Origin of the sequence: Streptomyces sp. NPDC058664, from assembly GCF_042716635.1 — a bacterium.
In the GTDB taxonomy this organism is placed as follows: Bacteria; Actinomycetota; Actinomycetes; order Streptomycetales; family Streptomycetaceae; genus Streptomyces.
In genome coordinates, this window is the sequence record NZ_JBHXRW010000021.1 from 32262 (window position 1) to 47952 (window position 15691).

At 75.1% G+C, this 15691-nt stretch carries 13 protein-coding genes; 8 read left to right on the plus strand and 5 right to left on the minus strand.

The genetic code is table 11. The features are described from left to right. Window positions 1-64: 64 nt before the first annotated feature. Both ACFWUY_RS18705 and ACFWUY_RS18710 read right to left on the minus strand, forming a co-directional pair. Window positions 65-1438, minus strand: coding sequence for a carbohydrate-binding protein (locus tag ACFWUY_RS18705; RefSeq protein ID WP_384108950.1), 1374 nt, complete (start codon window positions 1436-1438; stop codon window positions 65-67). A 255-nt stretch (window positions 1439-1693) separates the two neighbouring features. Beyond that, window positions 1694-2641: a LysR family transcriptional regulator gene (locus ACFWUY_RS18710; protein ID WP_384108953.1), complete on the minus strand. Its 948-nt coding sequence runs from the start codon at window positions 2639-2641 to the stop codon at window positions 1694-1696. A gap of 212 nt (window positions 2642-2853) precedes the next feature. Between ACFWUY_RS18710 and ACFWUY_RS18715 the strand changes: the two genes are divergently transcribed. Next, entirely contained in the window at window positions 2854-3519 is a 666-nt protein-coding gene (locus ACFWUY_RS18715; protein ID WP_384108956.1) for a GPP34 family phosphoprotein, read from the plus strand. Between the two features lie 57 nt (window positions 3520-3576). Here ACFWUY_RS18715 and ACFWUY_RS18720 read toward each other — a convergent pair whose 3' ends face one another. Then, on the minus strand, window positions 3577-5013 hold the full coding sequence (locus tag ACFWUY_RS18720) for a chondroitinase-B domain-containing protein (RefSeq protein ID WP_384108959.1): 1437 nt from the start codon (window positions 5011-5013) through the stop codon (window positions 3577-3579). Between the two features lie 357 nt (window positions 5014-5370). Beyond that, the gene (locus ACFWUY_RS18725; protein ID WP_384108962.1) at window positions 5371-6906 is read right to left on the minus strand and encodes an alpha/beta fold hydrolase; all 1536 of its coding nucleotides are present in this window, start codon (window positions 6904-6906) and stop codon (window positions 5371-5373) included. Window positions 6907-7055: 149 nt separating this feature from the next. Between ACFWUY_RS18725 and ACFWUY_RS18730 the strand changes: the two genes are divergently transcribed. From ACFWUY_RS18730 to ACFWUY_RS18760, 7 genes are all read left to right on the plus strand, one after another. Continuing rightward, window positions 7056-7979, plus strand: coding sequence for a MerR family transcriptional regulator (locus ACFWUY_RS18730; RefSeq protein WP_384108964.1), 924 nt, complete (start codon window positions 7056-7058; stop codon window positions 7977-7979). 166 nt (window positions 7980-8145) lie between these two features. Further along, window positions 8146-8913, plus strand: a complete 768-nt coding sequence (locus ACFWUY_RS18735) for a GntR family transcriptional regulator (RefSeq protein ID WP_384108967.1) — start codon at window positions 8146-8148, stop codon at window positions 8911-8913. Window positions 8914-8965: 52 nt separating this feature from the next. Continuing rightward, entirely contained in the window at window positions 8966-9193 is a 228-nt protein-coding gene (locus tag ACFWUY_RS18740; RefSeq protein WP_384108970.1) for a ferredoxin family protein, read from the plus strand. A gap of 14 nt (window positions 9194-9207) precedes the next feature. Next, a complete protein-coding gene (locus ACFWUY_RS18745; RefSeq protein ID WP_384108973.1) occupies window positions 9208-10560 on the plus strand; it encodes an ABC transporter substrate-binding protein in 1353 nt (450 codons plus the stop codon). Further along, window positions 10557-11435, plus strand: a complete 879-nt coding sequence (locus ACFWUY_RS18750; protein ID WP_384108976.1) for an ABC transporter permease — start codon at window positions 10557-10559, stop codon at window positions 11433-11435. Before ACFWUY_RS18745 ends, ACFWUY_RS18750 begins: the two co-directional genes overlap by 4 nt. Further along, window positions 11432-12289, plus strand: coding sequence for an ABC transporter ATP-binding protein (locus tag ACFWUY_RS18755; RefSeq protein ID WP_384108979.1), 858 nt, complete (start codon window positions 11432-11434; stop codon window positions 12287-12289). The genes ACFWUY_RS18750 and ACFWUY_RS18755 overlap by 4 nt, the downstream gene beginning before the upstream one ends. A gap of 48 nt (window positions 12290-12337) precedes the next feature. Further along, window positions 12338-15064: a fumarate reductase/succinate dehydrogenase flavoprotein subunit gene (locus tag ACFWUY_RS18760; RefSeq protein ID WP_384108982.1), complete on the plus strand. Its 2727-nt coding sequence runs from the start codon at window positions 12338-12340 to the stop codon at window positions 15062-15064. Here the strand turns inward: ACFWUY_RS18760 and ACFWUY_RS18765 are convergent. Next, a complete protein-coding gene (locus ACFWUY_RS18765; protein ID WP_384108985.1) occupies window positions 15040-15660 on the minus strand; it encodes a GNAT family N-acetyltransferase in 621 nt (206 codons plus the stop codon). The two genes, ACFWUY_RS18760 and ACFWUY_RS18765, sit on opposite strands and share 25 nt — an antisense overlap. Window positions 15661-15691 lie beyond the last annotated feature (31 nt).

Below are 15691 nucleotides of genomic sequence, written 5' to 3' on the forward strand. Positions count from 1 at the left end.
CCGGAGGGGGCGCCGCGACACCCCCCACGGGTTCACGGCGCCCCCGGTCACCGACCGGCCCTGCTCACAGACGCTGCCAGAGCGCCGGGACGTTCGACGGCTCCCAGCCGGTCTGGGCCTGGTGGCCCTGGAGGCAGCGGTAGCTCGCGCCGCCGTACGTGACCACGTCGCCGGCCGCGTAGACCTTGCCGGCCGCCCAGGTGCCGCCCGGCTCCGGTTCGCCGGGGCCGGGGCCCGGGTCGACGCCGGTGGTCCGCAGCGTCAGGCCGTAGTTCTGCAGCAGCGGGTTCAGCGGCTGGAAGAAGGTCGTGCCGCCGCCGGCGCAGTTGCCGGAGCCGCCGGAGGTGACGCCCTGCGCCTGGCTGCCGGAGATGTACGAGCCGCCGGAGTCGCCGGGCTCGGCGCAGACCGTCGTACGGGTCACCCCGGAGATGGTGCCCTCGGGGTAGGTGACGCTCGTGTTGTGCTGCTGCACGGTGCCGCAGTGCCAGCCGGTGGTCGAGCCGGAGCGGCAGACGGAGGAACCGACGGGCTGCAGGACGGAGCCGGTCACCTGGACGTTCGCGCCGCCGGCGCCCTTGACGTACGGGGTGGAGGTCCAGCTGGTGTTGGCCGCGACCCAGGCCATGTCCTTGCCGGGGAAGACCGAGCCCTGGAAGCTGCCCTGGGCCACCTGGTTGAACCCGCTGGTGGCGGTGCCCGCGCGGCCGCAGTGGCCCGCGGTGGCGAAGCCCTGGGTGGTGCCCCGCGTGACCGCGAAGCCGACCGAGCAGCGGCCGCCGCCGCCCATGTAGTACGCGTCGCCGCCCCGGATGTCGTACAGCGGGCGGGGGGCCTCTCCGGTACGGACGACACGGACGAGGTCGCGCGGGACCCCGGCGGCCTCGACGAGCCGCTCGCCGGCTCCCGCCCTGGTCTCCTCGACGACCAGGACGTTGGCGCGCACGTCGACGTAGCGGACGGGCACGTCGGTGCCGGCGGACCGGTCCAGGGTCTCCCTGGCCCGGTCCAGGGCGGTCAGTTCACGCGTCACGATCCGGGCCCGGGCGCCCGAGGCCCGTATCGCGGCCGCGTCGGAGGCCCGGGTGGTGGCCACGGTCAGGGTGCCGGCCTCGGCGCCGTCGACCCAGGCGCCGGCGAAGGCACGGCCCAGGTCCTGGCGGAGCCGGGCGGCGGTGGCACCGGCCTCGGCCTCGTTGGCGAGGCGGGTCAGGGCCTGGGAGTGGGTGAGTCCCAGGTCGCGCCGCATCGCGTCGAGCAGCTCGGGCCGGGCGGCATCGGCGCCGAGGGCCTGGGCCGCGGTCCTGACGGACGCGGTGGGGTGCCGGTCCCGGTCGTCGTGCGGGGCCGCGGCGGCGGAGCCCGCCTGGAGCCCGGCCAGCGCCATTCCGGCGGCGGCCAGGACGGTACACGCCGTGCGGGCGTGTCGTCGGAGCATGGGGTGTCTCCTCGGTACTCGGTTCTCGGTGGGGGTCTGCTGGAACCGTAGGGAGACCGAGGAGCGCCCGGCAGCTGCCGGTCGGCCCCTGCCATCGCGTTATGCCGGGGGTGCCCCCGGTGGGCGGGAGCGAAGCACGACGGGCGGGAGCGGGGACGGGTCGGCGGGAGCGGGAAGCGAGTCGGCGCGGCCAGGAGCAGGAAGCGAGTCGGCCCGGCCGGAAACGGTCAGGGGTCGGTGGTCGGTGGTCGGCCGTCAGCGCGGGCTTCCCTCCCGGGGTGCCGGTGCGGGCGTCCGGCCGGCGCTGGTGGCCAGCGCCTCGGCGTGCGCGGCCCGGGTGTGGCCGAGCACCGCGGCGGCCCGTCCGGCCGCACGCCCCTCGGGATGCCAGCCCAGCAGGTGCCGCCACACCAGCGGGGTACCGGCGAGGGGCCGGGTGACGAGGCCCGGCGTGACGGGGAAGGTGGCCCGGCAGAGGCCGACGGCCCGGCCGACCCGCACCAGGTGCACACAGGAGGCGGTGTCCGTCTCGTACACACAGGCCGGGGTGAACCCCGCCCGGACGCAGGCGGCCGCGAAGCAGTCGCCGAAGCAACCGTCCCCGGGTACGTCGGTCCAGGCCTCCGCCGCGAGTTCGGCCAGGTCGATCTCGGTGCGGGGCGCCAGCGGATGGTCGGCGGCCAGCATCACGTACACCGGGTCGCGGGCGACCTCCGTCCACGCGAGGCGTCCCGCCTCGGGCGGGCCGCTCTCCCCGCAGACCCCGACGAGGGCGAAGTCGAGCCGTCCGTCGGCGACCCCGCCGGCGATCTCGCGCTCCGACCAGGAGGTGTACGTGGTGACCGGCGCCCCGGGGTCGGTGCGCGCGATCCGGTCGACGAGGCCGCCGAGCAGCGGCCCGTGGGTGCCGCCGAGCCGGTAGCCCGCCGCGCCGTCGCGCGCGAAGCGCACCGCCTCCTCCTGCAGCTCGCAGACGGCGGGAAGTACCACGCGGGCCCGTTCGAGGACCAGGTCCCCGAGCGCCGTGGCCCGCACCCCCTCCCGTCCCCGCTCGAACAGCAGGCCGCCCAGGGCCCGTTCGATCCGCTTGAGCTGGGCACTGAGCGCGGGCTGGGCGAGCCCGAGCGCGGTCGCGGCACGCGTGAGGCTCCCCGCGTCCGCGATCGCCCGGATCGTCTTGAGGTGCCTCAACTCCAAGTCCATGGGGAGAGCTTGACGGCCCCGCCCCCAGCGGTCCAGACCAAAGCCGCGATGCCTCGGGAACCGGCCCCCGGCCGGGGCGACCTCCCGGGTCCCGAAGAGCGGCGGTCCGGTCCGGGAACCACCGGCCCGCGCCGACCGTCCTCCGGGGCGAAGGGTGCCGGAGGTTGTCGGGGCGCCGAGGACGAGCACGTACGGAAGGCAAGGGATATCGGGTGGCGGTCACGCTCGCGGAGGAGATCATGCTGCTGTCGCTGGACGACGAGTCCGGCGCGGCGAAGGAACGGCAGTCCGCCGCGTGGGCCGTCGCGGGCGGCATCCTGCTCGACCTGGTGCTGGCCGGGCGCGTGTCGGTCGACGACGGGCGGCTGCGGGTGACGGACCCGACGCCCACCGAGGTCCCCCTGCTCGACGGACGGCTGCGGCAGCTCACCACCTGGTGCGGGAAGAAGAGCCGGGCTCCGAAGGTCACCGAGTGGCTGACGAAGGACCAGAGCAAGGCCGTCAAGGCCACGATCGAGAGCCTGTGCGAGCGGGGTCTGGTGCGCGAGGAGCAGCACAGGGTGCTGGGTCTCTTCCCCGTCACCCGCTACCCGGAGGCGGACGGCTCGGTGGAACGCGACCTGAGGGCCAGGCTGGGCGCGGTGGTCCTCGACGGCCCCACCCATCACGCCCGCACCACGGGTCTCCTCGCCCTGATCCACGGGGCCAAGCTGTACCGCCTGGCCTTCCCCGACGTACCGCGCAAGGAGATCGCGCCGCGCCTGGAGGAACTCACGGCGGGCGAGTGGGCCGCGGAGGGCGTGCGGCGGGCGATCCGCGACATGCAGGCCGCGATGGTCGCGGTGACGGCCGCGACGGTGATGACGGTCACCAGCTGAACACCGGCGCCCCGCCGGGCACGGGAACTCGGGTGCCGGCGGGGCGGGGCTCCGGTGTCAGGCGGCGTGGGGGCCCACGTCCGTGGCCGTGAGGGGGCGGCGGGTCGGGGCCAGCGTCGAGTACTCGTCCGCGCCGATGTCGCGGGCCGTGCCCCGGGCGTGGCCGTCGATGTCCTCGGGGACGGGGGTGCCGGTCAGGGTCGCCGCGCCGATCGCGGGGCTGCCCGCCGCGAGGCGGAACACGCCGTCGGAGCCCTGCTGGAGCCGGGGGTCGACCCGGGTGAAGCCGCCGGCGGGGATCGTGCCGTTGGCCGCCGCGCCCCACAGGATGTTGCTCCGCCAGGTGAAGCCGCTGGTGGCCCCCATGGCGACGAGGCTTCCGCTCTCCCCGACCAGGATGTTGTCGGCGACGACCACGTCCCGGGGCTCGTAGGTCCGGGTCTCGCCGGAGAGCGCGCTCTTGTTGCCGCGCAGGGTGTTGTGCGCGATCACCGCGCGGTCGCAGGCGTCGTTGCCGCGCCGCTGCTCGGTGGTCTCCCCGTCGTGGTGGTCGCGGGTGCTGCCGCTGCCGATGACCAGGGCCCGGCCCGTCAGCGCCGCGAGGTGGTTGTTGACGATGAGGTGGTCGTTGCCGTAGACGCGGATGCCCTCCGCGCCGCCGAGCAGGTAGTTGCCCTCCACCGTGGACCCGTTGCCGTGGCGGAGCACGATGCCGCCGCGGCTGGCGCGGATCGTGTTGTACCGGATGGTGTTGCCGGAGGACTTCACGGAGATCGCCTCGGGGTCCCCGTCGCACCGCTCGAACAGGTTGTACTCCACCGTGGCGTCGGCGACGGACAGCGCGCGGCTGCTGACGCCGAGGCGGATCGACTCACCGCCGTTGGCACCGGCGTAGCTGTGGTCGGAGAAGTGGTTCCTGAAGATGGTGGTGCGCTGGGCCACGGCCTTCTCGCCGGGGCCGTCGACGACGACGTAGATGCCTTCGGTGGTCTTGTCGTGGAAGCGGTTCCGGTCGATCTTGACGTCGTCGCCCTCGACGAGGAGCCAGTCGACCGGGGTCACCTCGGCGAACTGGAAGTCGTTGCGGGTCAGCCGGATGCCGGTGCTGGTCACCGGGACGGTCAGGGTGCCGCTCTGCCGGAGGGCGAAACCGCTGATGACGATGTTGCTGCAGTCGTCGAGGAGGAAGCTGCGCTCGCCGCGCAGCACGACGCCGCCGCGGCTCTGCGCGACGATGGTGATCGGCGCGCCGGCGGTGCCGTTCCGGCCGGAGAGGTCGATGCCACCACCCGGGGGGACGGTGTACGTGCCGTCGGCCACGACGATCCGGTCACCGGCGACCGCCTGGTCGATCGCGCTCTGGAGCGCGCTCAGGGAGGTGACCGGATCCTGCGGTACGGCGGCCGACGCGCCTGTGGCGAGGAGCGTTTCGAGCGGTACGGCGGTGACCGCCGCGCCGAGCAGGGTGGTCTTGAGGAACGTCCGTCGCTGCATGATGCCTCCGGAAGACAGGGGATGAGGTCGCGGGTCGCGTCACGCGGACGGCGGCCCGCGGGCGGCCCCGTGTGACCCGTGTCCGGGCGGAGGTGGGCCCGGGGCGGGCCCCCACGGCCCGCCCCGGGTCCGGTCCGTGCGGACCGGTGTCGGCTGGTCGTCCGTACACTGCGGCGGTTACCAGCCGTCTCCCCCGACCTGCGGACGGACACCACTCTCCCTTGCGTCACTCACGTCTCACTGACGTTCCGCTAACGCGGCGGTGCCACGACCCCGGCGGTGCTCGACCCGCCCCGCGCTGCCCGGACCGGGGTGCGGTTCCCGGATCCTCCGGGGTCACGAGGCGGCCGGGACCGGTCATGTGCCCCGCAGGTGCGCGAGGACGGAACGCATCGCCCGTTCCACGGCGGCGCGGGACTCGTCGGTCGGGTCGACCAGTTCGAAGCCGTGGCGGCCGTGCGGGACGTCGACGATCTCGACGGCGGCGCCCTTCTCCCCGGCGGCGGTCAGGAACTCCTCGACCGTCGCCGCGAAGGCGGGGTGCTCACGGCCCGCCCGGGTCAGCACGACCGGCGGCCCGTCCGCCGTACCGACGGCGTCGACGGGCCGGAAGCGGGGCTCCACCCCCGCCCAGCCGGGCAGCGGCGCCAGGGCGGGGTAGCTCGCGGCCAGGCACCGCAGCCACGGCGGGGGCGCCGCGAGCCAGTCCGCCATGAGCAGTCCGCCGGTGGAGAAGAACCAGAGCGCGATCCGCTCCCCGTCGACGCGGGGGTGGGCGCGGACGAGCGCGACGGCCTCGGCGAGGTCCTCGGCGGCCCGGGCGTGGTCGGCGAGGCCGTGCAGCCGGTGGTCCAGGGTCACGCCGACCACGCCGAGGCCCGCCGCGTGGCGGCCGTGTCCGAGGAGGAACGGCGTGTCCCGCGGGGTGGGCCGCTGGTCGGGGGCGACGGGCCCGCCGTGGACGAACACGACGGCCGGCCGGGGCCGGTCGGCGTCCGGCAGATGGAGGTCGACCCGTCCGTGCCGCTCGCGCGGCACCTCGGGCACGTCGAGGAGGAAGGGCAGGAGGTGGGTCGGCCGTTCGTGTCCCGGGGCGTCCTCGGGCGGGGTCACCCGGTGTCCCTCCCCCGCCGTCGCCGCGCGCAGCACCTCGGCCAGCTCGTCGGGCGCGGACAGCATCGGCCAGTGCCCGGTGCCGAGTTCGAAGAAACGCATCCGGTCGTCGGCGAGCGCCCGGAACTGCGGTGGCCCCGATTCCACCAGCATCTCCACCAGGTCGATGCCGGATCCGTTGCCGGCGCACAGGACGCCGGTGACGGGCAGCCGGGCGGCCGGTCCTGCCAGCCGGAGCGGCTGGGTGAGGGTGCCCGCGGGCTGGGGCGCGGCGAGGCGCTCCAGTCGTTCGAGCGCCCCGGCGGGCACGTCCTCGGTGCTGCCCCAGCGGGACCAGGTGCCCGGCCGCGGCGGCGAGATCCAGCCCCCGTCGCCGGCTCCGTCCGCCAGCCGCGCCCGCACCTCGGGGTCGGGTACGGAGCGTGCGGCGGCCTCGCCGTCCCCCGGCAGGCCCGTGTCCACGGAGACGATCCGGGCGACGCGCCCGGGACGCCGGTCGGCGGCGCCGAGGACGGGGTGGAGCCCGTACCCGTGCCCGACGAGGACCACCCGGCGCGCCGCGATGCCGTCGATCAGGCGCAGCAGGTCCTCGACATGGGTCTCAAGACCGGTGCCCGGCCCGGCCCCGTCGGCCGCGCCCGTGGGTCCGTCCCGTCGCTCCCCCATCCCCGTCAGGGTCACGGGGTACGCCTCCGCTCCCGTCTCCCGCAGCCGGGCGGCCACCCGATCCCACACCCAGCCGCCGGTGAACGCGCCCGGCACCAGTACGTACGCCGTCATGTCCGTCTCCTCGCCGTTCCTGTCCATCGCCTCGCCGTCACGCTAGGAACTCCCCCTGCGGGAGATGCAAGGATCCGGAGCCGTACCGCAGACTGGAGCCCGCCACCGGGTCGTACGCGGGGGTCCGGCCCCCGGGGAAGGGTCACGTCATGCCGTCCGACGGGCTGTGGACCATAGGAAGGCTCGCCGAGCGGGCGGGGGTCACCGTGAAGACGGTGCGCTACTACTCCGACCGAGGGCTGCTGCTCGAGGCGGGGCGCAGTTCCGGAGGACACCGCCGGTACGGTCCTGAGGCCCTGGACCGGCTCCGGCTGATCCGCTCCCTGCGCGCCCTCGGCCTGCCCGTCCCCCGGGTGGAGCGGGTCCTCGAACGGGACGAGGCCCTGGAGGAGGTCGTCTCGGGGCAGTTGAGGGAGCTGGGTTCCGAACTGGCCGCGCTCCGCTGGCGCGAGGCCTCGCTGCGGCTGATCCGGGACTGCCCGGCCGGGGAGCGTGCCGACCGGCTGCGGCTGATCGGTGCGGTGTCCGTGCCGCCCGACACGGCGGCGATCGCGCGGTTCTGGCGCCGGATCCTGCCGGTCCGGCTGCCGCGACGGGTGGTGTCCCTGGTCCTCGAGTCGGTGGTGCCGGGGGTTCCGGCGGAGCCGGGTCCCGGGCAGGTGCTGGACTTCGCGAGGCTGCACGCGCTGGTGTCCGATCCGGGCCTCGACCGTCCGGAGTCGCGGCCGGCGCCGCCGCTCCCGGACGGGGAGTACCGTCCCGCGGTGCTGTACGAGGGCCTGGCGGAGGCGTACGCGCTGGCGTCGGCGGAGGAGCGGGCCGGGCACGCCCTTCCGGGCGGCGGGGCCCTGGACTGTTTCGTGGCGTCCTACGCCCGGGCGCTCGGGACGTCGGACTCCCCGGACTTCCGGCGGGGGCTCGTCCCGCTGCTCGCCCGGGGCGAGGGGCCGCTGATCCGCCGTTACTGGAAGCTCGCCGGCGGCCTGTTCGGTCCCGGTGAGCCGGTCCTCGGCGTCCTGCACCACCACCTCACCACGGCCCTCCGGGACCAGGTCGGGGGGCAGGCCGACTGACGCTTCCGCATGGTGGGCGGCCGGTGGTCCACCTGGTGGGCGACGAGGTGGCGGATCTCCGTATCCACCTGAAGTCTTCGCAGGTCAGAGCGGTGCGTACGGGGTGTCAGGTGGCGCAATACTGCCGCAACACCATCGGGGCCGTCCCACGGTTACGTTCCTTGCCATGCCCGCCGAACCCGCTCCCGCCGCCCGTCCCGTCGCCGCCGCCCGCCGTCGCCGGCTGCGCGCGGACCGGGCGCGGCAGCTCGCCGACCTGCTGCGCCACCAGATCCTGGCGGGTGGCTTCCCCGGCGGCGTCCTTCCCCTCGAGGACGTGATCGCGGCCGACTACCGGGCCGGCCGGAACACCGTCCGGCAGGCCCTGGACCTGCTGCGCGGCGAGCGGCTCGTCGAGCGGCGGCCGGGGGTCGGCACGGTGGTGGTGTGCGAGAAGTATCCGCACGGCCTGGACCGGCTCCAGGGGCTCGCCGAGACCCTGCGCGAGCACGGGCGGGTCACCAACGAGGTCCGGACGGTCGGCCCGGTGTCCGCCCCCGGCCCCGTGGCCCACCGGCTCGGGCTGCCGGACCACTCCGACGTGCTGTGCGTCGAGCGGCTGCGGCGGCTCGACGGGCTGCCGCTCTCCCTCGACCTGTCGTACCTCCCCATGGACATCGGGAGTGAACTCCTCGGCTGCGACCTGGAGAACACCGATGTGTTCCGGCTCCTGGAGCAGCTCACGGGCGGCCCGCTCGGGCACGCCGAGATCACCCTGGAGGCCGTCAACGCCGACGCGCACTCCGCCGCCGTGCTCCAGGCCCCGCGCGGAGCCGCCGTCCTGATGCTGGAGCGGTTGACCCGTCTGCCCGACGGGCGCCCGGTGGACCTGGAGTTCATCCGGTTCCGCGGCGACCGCATCACCATGAGCGGCGTCCTGCGCCGCTCCCTCTGAAGCCCCGGTCCGAAGCCCCGATCCCCTCTTCCACCCCTTCCTGGAGACAGCCATGCCTCTGGTCCCCCAGCGCGCCGACGTGCCCGTGACCATCGACGAGTCGAAGTGCATCACCGGCTGCACCCTCTGCGTCGACATGTGTCCGCTGGACTCGCTCGCGATCCGCGAGGACGACGGCAAGGCGTACATGCACGTGGACGAGTGCTGGTACTGCGGCCCGTGCGCCGCCCGCTGCCCCACCGGCGCGGTCACCGTCAACATGCCCTACCTGCTCCGGTGAAAGGCCGAACTCCCGTGAATCGAAGAAGACTTCCGCTGCTCCTCCCGCTCGCCCTGCTGCTGCCGCTCGCCACCGCCTGCGGCGGTTCTGACGCCGGGGGCACGTCCGACGGCAAGACGGTCACGGTGACCGTCGGCTACCAGTCGAAGACCATCAACACCGTCACCGCCGGCACCCTGCTGCGCTCCCTCGGCTACTTCGAGGAGGAGCTCGCGGCCCGGGGCCGGAAGGACGGCGTGACGTACCGCGTCGCCTGGCAGGACTACGCGACCGGGGCGCCGATCACCGCGCAGATGACGGCGGGGAAGATCGACATCGGTTCGATGGGCGACTTCCCGCTGCTGATCAACGCGGCGCGCGGCAAGCAGCTGGGGGAGCCCACGCGGCTCGTCGCGGTCACCGGGTACAACCTGCGCGGCGGCCTCAACACCGTGGTGACCGCGCCCGGTTCGCCGCTGCGTTCGCTCGCGGACCTCAAGGGCCGCAAGGTGTCCACCAGCGTCGGTTCGGCCTCCGACGGGACACTCGTACGGGCCCTCCGGCGTGCCGGGATCGACCCTCGGAAGGACATCCGCGCGCTCAACCAGCAGCCGAGCGTCGGGGCTTCGGCCCTGTCGGCGGGCAGCGTCGACGCGCTGTCGCAGTTCGTCGCCTGGCCCGGGCTCCTCGCCTTCCAAGGCCGGGCGACCGCCCTGTACGACGGGGCCGAGCTGAACCTGCCGACCTTCCACGGGGTCACCGTGCGCGAAAGGTTCGCCGAGCGGCGGCCCGCCGTCCTCGACGCCTTCCTGCGCGCGCAGCGCCGGGCCACGGACCACCTGCGGACCCGGCCGGTCGCCGCCGCCGAGTCGGTGGCGAAGGAGACCGGGCTGCCCGCCGAGGTGGTCCACCTCTACAACGGGGCCCAGGGCATCGCCACCTTCGACCCGGCGATCCGCCCGGAACTGGTCGCCGCGCTCAAGGAGGACGTGCCGGTCCTGAAGGAGGCCGGTCTGGTGAAGGACGTCGACGTGGACGCCTTCGTCGACACGGCGCCGCTGCGCCGGGCGGTGCCGGACCTCGCGTACCCGAAGGCGACCGCCCCCAGGCCCGAGCTGTGGCTGAAGGGGCAGGCCTCGACCCGGACCTTCGGCACTCCCGCGCAGCTCCTCGAGGCCGTCAAGGCGGTCGGGGTCGGTTCGGTCCGGGCCGCCTACGTGCCGGACGCGGTGACCGGGACGCAGTGGTTCGCGGACCGGTCCGTGTGGGTCGCGGACGGCGCCGAGTGGCTCACCTTCATGACCCGGGCGGGGGCCGAGCGGTACGTCTCCGGTCACGCCGGCTCCCGGATCGTCCCGTACGCGGACGCCCTGAGGCTCGCTCCGTGAGCGCCGTACGCCGCCTGGTCCGGGTGGCCTCCCCGCTGGCGGCCCTCGGCCTCTGGCAGCTGCTGACCTCGTTCGACGTGAACCTGTGGCTGCGGTTCGAGCAGTTCCCCACGGTCGTGGAGGTCGCCTCCGCCCTCGCCGACCGGATCGGCACCGAGGCGTACCGGCAGGACCTCGGCCACAGTCTGCGGCGGATCGCGGTCGGCTTCCTCCTCGCCGCCGTCCTCGGGGTGGCGGCCGGAACGGCCGTCGCCCGGTCCCGCTGGGCCTCCGACCTCCTCGACCCTCTGGTGGAGGTGGTGCGCCCGATCCCCGCCATCGCCCTGGTGCCGGTCGCGATCCTGCTGCTGCCCACCAACGAACAGGGCATCGTCTTCATCACCTGCGCCGCGGCCCTCTTCCCCGTGCTCGTGTCGACCCGGCACGCCGTGCGGGCCCTGGACCCGGTGTGGGAGGAGGCCGTCCTCACCCTGGGCGGGGGCCGGGCCCGGGTGCTGTTCTCGGTGGTGCTGCCGGGCGCCCTGCCGGGGATCTTCGGGGGGCTTTCGGTGGGGATCGGCGTCGCGTGGATCTGTGTGATCTCGGCCGAGATGATCTCCGGCGAGTACGGGGTGGGGTACCGCACCTGGCAGGACTACACGGTCGTCGACTACCCGGGGGTCTTCGTCGGCATGGTCACCATCGGCGTCCTGGGCCGGCTCACCTCCACCGCGGTCGAGTCGCTCGGCCGCCGGGTCACGGCGTGGCTGCCGAGTCCGGCCGGCCGGGGGACGCCCGGCCCCGCGCGCCCGACGGGCCGCCCCACGGCTCCCCCGCCGGACCGCTCCCCCGCCCCCGTTCCCGTATCCCTGCCCGAGAAGGAGCCGGTGCCATGAGGACCGTGAACCGATCCGCCGTCCCGGGGGACCCGTCCGCCCCGCCCTCGGACCCGTCCGCCCCGCCCTCGGACCCGTCCGCCCCGCCCTCGGGCCCGTCCGCCGTCTCCGGGGATCCGTCCTTCGCCGTCCCCGCCGGTGCGGAACTCGCCCTTCATGACGTCCGGTTGGGTCACCCCGGCGGGGTCGCCGTGCCCGGCCCCGCCGGGCTGCGGATCGCGCCCGGCGAGCTGCTGACCGTCGTCGGCCCCTCCGGCTGCGGCAAGACCACCCTGCTGCGCACCCTCGCCGGGCTGCTGCCCCCGCTGGAGGGACGGGTCACCCAGGACGGGGAACCGATCCGCCGGCCGGGCGCCGACCGGGCCGTGGTCTTCCAGCACGACGCCCTGCTCCCCTGGCGTTCGGTCCGTGCCAACGTGGAACTGCCGCTGGCGATCCGCCGGGTACCCCGGGCGGCCCGGCGCCGCGCCGCCCGGGAATGGCTGGAGCGGGTCGGGCTCGGCGGGCACGCCGACAAGCTGCCGCACCGGTTGTCCGGCGGCCAGCGGCAGCGCGTGCAGCTGGCCCGCGCCCTCGCCGGACGGCCGCGCGCGGTCCTGATGGACGAGCCGTTCGGCGCGCTCGACGCCCACACCCGCGCCGGGATGCAGGACCTCCTCGTGGAGATCCTGCGCGGCACGGGCGCGACCGTCGTCTTCGTCACCCATGACGTGGACGAGGCGCTCCATCTCGGCGACCGGATCGTCCTGTTCGCGTCCGGGGAGGTCCTGGACGTGCCGCACCCGCGCTCGCGCGAGGCCGGGGACGCACCGGCCACGGCCGCGCTGCGCCGCCGCGTCCTCGACTCCCTCTGAGGCTCCGCCGGACACCCCGGCACCCGAATCACTTGCGAAAGGCTCCCCGTGGACACCCCCCTGACCGTGCCCGACATCGCCGACGCGACCGAGCTCTCCTGCGACGTGCTCGTCATCGGCGGCGGTACCGCCGGCACCATGGCCGCGCTGACCGCCGCCGAGCGCGGGGCGAGCGTCCTGCTCCTGGAGAAGGCGCACGTCAGGCACTCCGGCGCGCTCGCCATGGGCATGGACGGCGTGAACAACGCGGTGGTGCCGGGCCGTGCCGAGCCCGACGACTACGTCGCCGAGATCACCCGGGCCAACGACGGCCTCGTCGACCAGTCGACGGTCCGGCAGACGGCCACCCGCGGCTTCGGCATGGTCCGGCGCCTGGAGTCGTACGGGGTGAAGTTCGAGAAGGACGAGCACGGGGAGTACGCGGTGCGCCAGGTGCACCGGTCCGGCTCGTACGTGCTGCCCATGCCCGAGGGCAAGGACGTGAAGAAGGTCCTGTACCGGCAGTTGCGGCGGCGCGAGATGCGGGAGCGGATCCGGATCGAGAACCGGGTCATGCCCGTCCGGATCCTCACCCACCCGGACGACGGGCGGGCGGTCGGCGCGGCCGGCTTCCACACCCGTACCGGCGCGTTCGTCGTCGTCAGGGCGGGCGCCGTGATCCTGGCCACCGGCCCCTGCGGGCGCCTCGGCCTGCCCGCGTCCGGCTATCTGTACGGGACGTACGAGAACCCCACGAACGCGGGCGACGGCTACGCCATGGCGTACCACGCGGGGGCGGCGCTCACCGGCATCGAGTGCTTCCAGATCAACCCCCTGATCAAGGACTACAACGGCCCGGCCTGCGCCTACGTCGCGAATCCGTTCGGCGGCTACCAGGTGAACCGGCACGGCGAGCGGTTCGTGGAGTCGGACTACTGGTCGGGGCAGATGATGGCCGAGTTCGCGGCCGAACTCGCCTCGGACCGGGCCCCGGTCTACCTCAAGCTGAGTCATCTCCCCGAGGAGACCATCGGCGCGGTCGAGTCGATCCTGCACACCACGGAGCGGCCCACCCGGGGCACCTTCCACGAGGGGCGCGGGCACGACTACCGGACGCACGACATCGAGATGCACATCTCCGAGATCGGTCTGTGCGGCGGGCATTCGGCGTCGGGGGTACGGGTGGACTCCCACGCCCGGACCACCGTGCCCCGGCTGTACGCGGCCGGCGACCTGGCCTCCGTACCGCACAACTACATGATCGGGGCGTTCGTCTTCGGAGACCTGGCGGGCGAGGACGCGTCGCGGTACCGGGCCTACGAAGGGGAGCTGGACGGGGAGCAGGTCGCGGCGGCCCATGAGCTGGTCTACCGGCCGCTCCGCCACCCGGAGGGCCCGCCGCAGCCGCAGGTCGAGTACAAGCTGCGGCGGTTCGTCAACGACTACGTGGCCCCGCCGAAGACGGGCGCGAAACTCTCCCTGGCCGTCGAGGCGTTCACCCGGATGTCGGAGGAGATCGCCGGGATGGGGGCGCGTACGGCGCACGAGCTGATGCGGTGCGCGGAGGTGTCGTTCATCCGGGACTGCGCCGAGATGGCGGCGCGGGCCTCGCTCGCCCGGACGGAGTCGCGCTGGGGGCTCTACCACGAGCGGCTCGACCATCCGGAGCGGGACGACGAGGGCTGGCTGCACCACCTCGATCTGCGCAAGTCACCTTCCGGGGCGATGGAGTTCACGGCACGGCCGGTCGAGCCGTACGTGGTGCCGGTGCCGGAGTTCGCGCCGCCGGGTGGTCCGGAGCGGTACCTGGGCGAGGTGGCTCTGGTGCCGGTCGCCACGGCCGGTCCGCGGGACTCGGCTCCGGCGGCGCGGCCGGACACCGGGCAGGCCGCTCCGGTCGGGTCCCCGGCGGTCGCGGCCCCTCACCCGCGGCTGCTGCGGCTGCTCTCCCTCGTCGAGGACTCCCCCGAGCTCGACGCGCTCGCGCCCTATCTGGACGACGCCGATCCCGCGGTGCGGGCCGCCGCCGTCACCGCCGTCGGGGAGACCGCGCCCGCCGGCGCGGGACCCGCGCTCGCCGCGCGGCTGCGGGACGACGCGCCCGCGGTCCGGGCCGCCGCCTCGGCCGCCCTGCGCGAACTGGTGGAGGTGCTGCCCGCCGAGCCGGAGCTCGGGAACGGCCTGCGGGAGGCCCTCGCCGTGCCCGACGCGGCGGTGCGGGCCGCCGCGCTCGACGTCCTGCGGGCGCTGCGGCTCGGGGACGCCCCGCTGTACGCGGGAGCGCTCGCCGACGCCGCCGTGGACGTGCGCGTGCGGGCCGTCCGGGCCCTGGTCTCGGTGGACGGGGTCGCGGAGCTGGCGGTGGCGGCCGCCGATCCGGCCCGCGAGGTGCGGGTCGCGGTGGCCCGTGGTCTCGCCGCCGTACGGGACCCGGCGCCGGACCCGCTCGGCCCGCTGCTCGACGATCCGGATCCGCTGGTGCGGGGCGCGGCCCTGGGCGCCCTGGCCGGCACCGGCTGCCCGCCCGGGTACGCGGCGACGGCCGGGGCGGCGCTCGGTGATCCCGCCTGGCAGGTCAGGTCGGGCGCCGCGACCGCGCTCCGGGCCGCCCCGGCCGCCCTCGCGGTCCCCGCTCTGGCCGGGGCTCTCGCCGATGTGAACCCGGACGTCCGCAAGGCCGCCGTGCTGTCGCTCCTCGTCCACCGCGCCGACCCCGCGGCCCGTACGGCGCTCGCGGGGGCGGCCGGTGACTCCGACGCCGACGTGCGCGCCTACGCCGCCCGCGCGGCGCGCTGAGCCCGGCGCGGGGCCCCCGGGTCCGAAGCCGTGTGGAGGTGCTGGGCGCGGGGCCGGCCGGGCGGGGCGGCGGGGAGGGTCCGGGTGAGGGGGAAGCCGCAGGCGAGGGCGGTGCGGCACGATCCCTCGTTGCCGACGGCGTGCACGAGTTCCAGGGCGCGCCCGGCGAAGGGGCTTTCACCGTCCGCCGCCCACGCGGTGACGAGGAGGAGGGCCCGGGAGGCGACACGGCGGCCGCGTGCCTCGGCCGCGGTCCAGTAGCCGAGGCGTACGGGCGCCGTTCCGTCGGCGGCGTCCGTCGCCGTGACGGCGATGTGGCCGAGTGCCGGAGCGGAACCGGCGGAGGTGGACTCGACGACGGCGAACGCCGCTCGGGTCCCGGCCGCCCAGCCCTCGTTCTGGGCGTCCACCCACGCGCGTGCCTCCCGTTCGGTGTCCAGGTGGGTGGCGAGCCATGTCCGCAGCTGCGGGTCCTGGTGGTGGCGTACGAGCGGCCGGGCGTCCTCGTGCGTCCAGGGCCGCAGCAGCAGGGGCGGGCCGGAGTGGGTCGGGCAGGTGGCGGGGTCCTCTTCGAGGAGGAGCTGCGGGCCGTTCATGATCGGACGATATCCACCGGCCGTACGGTCG

Excerpts from the sequence above, each read along its gene's own strand:
- ACFWUY_RS18730 (WP_384108964.1), top strand. The coding sequence starts at position 7,056 with ATGCCGTCCGACGGGCTGTGGACCATAGGAAGGCTCGCCGAGCGGGCG.
- ACFWUY_RS18720 (WP_384108959.1), bottom strand. The coding sequence starts at position 5,013 with ATGCAGCGACGGACGTTCCTCAAGACCACCCTGCTCGGCGCGGCGGTC.
- ACFWUY_RS18755 (WP_384108979.1), top strand. The coding sequence starts at position 11,432 with ATGAGGACCGTGAACCGATCCGCCGTCCCGGGGGACCCGTCCGCCCCG.
- ACFWUY_RS18740 (WP_384108970.1), top strand. The coding sequence starts at position 8,966 with ATGCCTCTGGTCCCCCAGCGCGCCGACGTGCCCGTGACCATCGACGAG.
- ACFWUY_RS18735 (WP_384108967.1), top strand. The coding sequence starts at position 8,146 with ATGCCCGCCGAACCCGCTCCCGCCGCCCGTCCCGTCGCCGCCGCCCGC.
- ACFWUY_RS18725 (WP_384108962.1), bottom strand. The coding sequence starts at position 6,906 with ATGACGGCGTACGTACTGGTGCCGGGCGCGTTCACCGGCGGCTGGGTG.
- ACFWUY_RS18705 (WP_384108950.1), bottom strand. The coding sequence starts at position 1,438 with ATGCTCCGACGACACGCCCGCACGGCGTGTACCGTCCTGGCCGCCGCC.
- ACFWUY_RS18765 (WP_384108985.1), bottom strand. The coding sequence starts at position 15,660 with ATGAACGGCCCGCAGCTCCTCCTCGAAGAGGACCCCGCCACCTGCCCG.
- ACFWUY_RS18710 (WP_384108953.1), bottom strand. The coding sequence starts at position 2,641 with ATGGACTTGGAGTTGAGGCACCTCAAGACGATCCGGGCGATCGCGGAC.